Source organism: Blautia sp. MSK.18.38 (assembly GCF_024460535.1).
In the GTDB taxonomy this organism is placed as follows: domain Bacteria; phylum Bacillota; class Clostridia; order Lachnospirales; family Lachnospiraceae; genus Blautia_A; species Blautia_A fusiformis.
In genome coordinates this window covers 1-2,760 of record NZ_JANFYP010000063.1, presented here as the reverse complement: position 1 = coordinate 2,760, position 2,760 = coordinate 1, and the positions used below count along the sequence as shown (strand labels likewise).

General features: G+C 44.7%; 1 protein-coding gene and 2 tRNA genes. All 3 read left to right on the top strand.

The annotated features are described in order from the left end of the window. The first annotated feature begins 10 nt into the window (after positions 1-10). The 3 genes from NE638_RS17630 (at position 11) to NE638_RS17620 (ending at position 2,690) form a co-directional block, all read left to right on the top strand. Positions 11-95: transfer RNA gene (locus NE638_RS17630), tRNA-Leu, on the top strand. Between the two features lie 138 nt (positions 96-233). Continuing rightward, complete coding sequence (locus NE638_RS17625; protein ID WP_173746846.1) at positions 234-2,486, top strand: leucine-rich repeat domain-containing protein; 2,253 nt, start codon at positions 234-236, stop codon at positions 2,484-2,486. Between the two features lie 119 nt (positions 2,487-2,605). Continuing rightward, positions 2,606-2,690 (top strand) — tRNA-Leu (locus NE638_RS17620). The last annotated feature ends 70 nt before the right edge of the window (positions 2,691-2,760 follow it).

Below are 2,760 nucleotides of genomic sequence, written 5' to 3'. Positions count from 1 at the left end.
AATGCGATATGCGGAAGTGTCGGAACTGGCAGACGAGCAAGACTAAGGATCTTGTGAGCATTGCGCTCGTGTGGGTTCAAGTCCCATCTTCCGCATTTTTTATTTAGGAAACCTGCATCTGGAAACGGATGCAGGTTTTTTTGTTACCTAAAAATATCTGTAAAAAAGGAATCCGGATAGAATATATCGTGTTTATATGTTATGATAGAAGAAAATGGAAGGAGCATAGTCATATGAGAAGAAAAAGTGCAGGAAAAAAGCTCATGGCCGTACTTATAGCGGCAAGCCTGGCGCTGACTCCGGCAGAGCTGACAGTGGCGGCAGAAATGGAACCAGAGGGTGAGGAAGCAGCATTTTTGGCAGAAGAAAGTGGAGATACTGCATCCTCAGATCCGGAAGATACTGCAGAGACGGAAACAGAGATCACAGATGGATCAGCTGCTACAGAGGAACAGGAAACCACAGATACAGACAAGCCAGATACCGGGAACAACGTACAGGAGAATGCGGAAACCGGCGTAATGGAGCCTGGTGAAGAAGCGCCAGAGGGTACTGCAGAAGAGGAAGAACTGGAGGCTCCGGAAGCGGCAATGGATGAAGAGGAAGCGTTGGAGGAATGCGAACAGGCAGAAGAAAACGCAGCTTTTGATGATGGAACGAAGGATGCAGTGCAGGCATCCGCAGAATACTCTGATGGAAAATTTACGTGGGTACTGGACGGGAATGGAACACTGACCATTACGGGAAATAACATGGAGTTGACAAAAAATGAGATATCTGAAAGTGCTTTGGAGAAGGCAGGCATCGATTTTTCTAGAGTAAATAAGCTTGTAATCGGGAATGGGATCACAGGCTTTGATAGATGGGGCATGTGGAATCTGAAAAAATATATTAAGGAACTGGAAATCCATGGAAATGCAGGCATGAATATGCCGGAGCAATGCTTTTACGATGTGCCAAATATAGAGAGTGTGGTGATATCCGGTGCAGTGGATGTGCCGAGAGATATGTTTGGAAAATGTACCGGGCTGAAAAAGGTTACATTAAAAAATGGAGTGAGGTCTATTGGAGAGGATGCCTTTCGAGATTGCAGCAGTCTGGAGAGTGTGATATTTGAGAATACAGTATTGGAAAAAATCAGTGACGGAGCATTTTGGGGCTGCAGTGCGCTGAGTTCTATTGCGTTACCGGATTCCGTAACAGAAATAGAAAGGAATGCATTTTTCGAGACCGGACTCAGAAATATCCAGCTTCCGGAAAAACTGACGCTGATAGGAGGAGGGGCATTTTGTAACTGCAAAAATCTGAAGCAGGTACAGCTTCCGCCTCAATTAAAAGAGCTGGGTGAGGGTGCATTTTTTAACTGCGAAAATCTGGCACAGATCCAGCTTCCGTCTCAGTTAAATAAATTAGGAGGAGATGCATTCAGAAATTGTACATCATTGGATAAGATTGACATACCTGCCGGTCTGACGCAGATCGAGCCTGATACATTTTGCAATACCGGGCTGACCAGTGTGACCTTACATGAGGGACTGACGAAGATCGAAGATTGGGCGTTTCATGATTGCCTTAAGCTGAAAAAGATCCGTATTCCGAAATCAGTTACAGATATTGGTGGACTGGCATTAGGAATACGTTATAACAGGGGAAATGGTGCAGAGGAAGTTATTCCCGGTGGTTTTACAGTAGAAGGTTATACAGGCTCGGCAGCGGAACGATATGTAAAGAGAATGCATCAAAGTGAAAATTTATATCATGTATTTTTTAAAGATGTGAAATTTGTTTCCATTGGTGGACAGACTGCAGCGGTTACCAATATCAGCAAAACAAAGATATCTGCACTTAAGACCAGGGCCTTTACCGGAAAGCCGCTGACCCAGGCACTTACCATAACCTACGGCGGTAAGAAGCTTGTAAACGGAAGGGATTACACCCTTACCTGGAAGAATAATAAAAACATCGGAACTGCATCCGTTACTATCAAAGGAAAAGGAAAATATAACGGTTCTGTTACAAAAAAATTCCGGATCACGGTTCAGAAAAACGCGGTCTATACAGTCAGCAGGCTGAAATATAAGATATCCAATGCAGACACGTCCGGCAAGGGAACTGTAGTCTTTACCGGAGCTACGGACAAGGCAGCAAGAAAGGCCCTTACGATCCCGACAACAGTAAAGATCGGAGGAAAAAATTTCAGAGTGACAGCCATTGGAGGTTCTGCAATGAGCGGAGCAAAGAAACTGACAACAGTGAAAATCGGAGCGAATATAATGACAGTAGGTGCGAAAGCCTTCTGCGGCTGCAGTAACCTCTCCAATGTAACGATCTTCAGCACAAAGCTTACGACAGCGAAGACAGGAGCCAATGCGTTTAAGGGGATCCGTTCCAACTGCAGATTTAAAGTACCGGCTTCCAGGGTAAGTGCATACAAAAAACTCCTCCGTGCAAAGGGTGCCGGACCAAAGATAATCGTGACAAAATAACAGAAAAACCGAAAAAATAGAAAACTTTTGAAAAAAGGTGTTGACATACAAGATCCACTTTGCTATACTATCACTTGTCGCGAGGGAGAAAATAAAAAATCCCAAGGAAATGCGGTCATGCGGAAGTGTCGGAACTGGCAGACGAGCAAGACTAAGGATCTTGTGAGCATTGCGCTCGTGTGGGTTCAAGTCCCATCTTCCGCATTGGAAATTTCCAATGAAATGCGATATGCGGAAGTGTCGGAACTGGCAGACGAGCAAGACTAAGGATCTT

Bases quoted from the DNA above. Each gene is read 5' to 3' on its own strand.
- NE638_RS17625 (WP_173746846.1), top strand. From the start codon at position 234: ATGAGAAGAAAAAGTGCAGGAAAAAAGCTCATGGCCGTACTTATAGCG.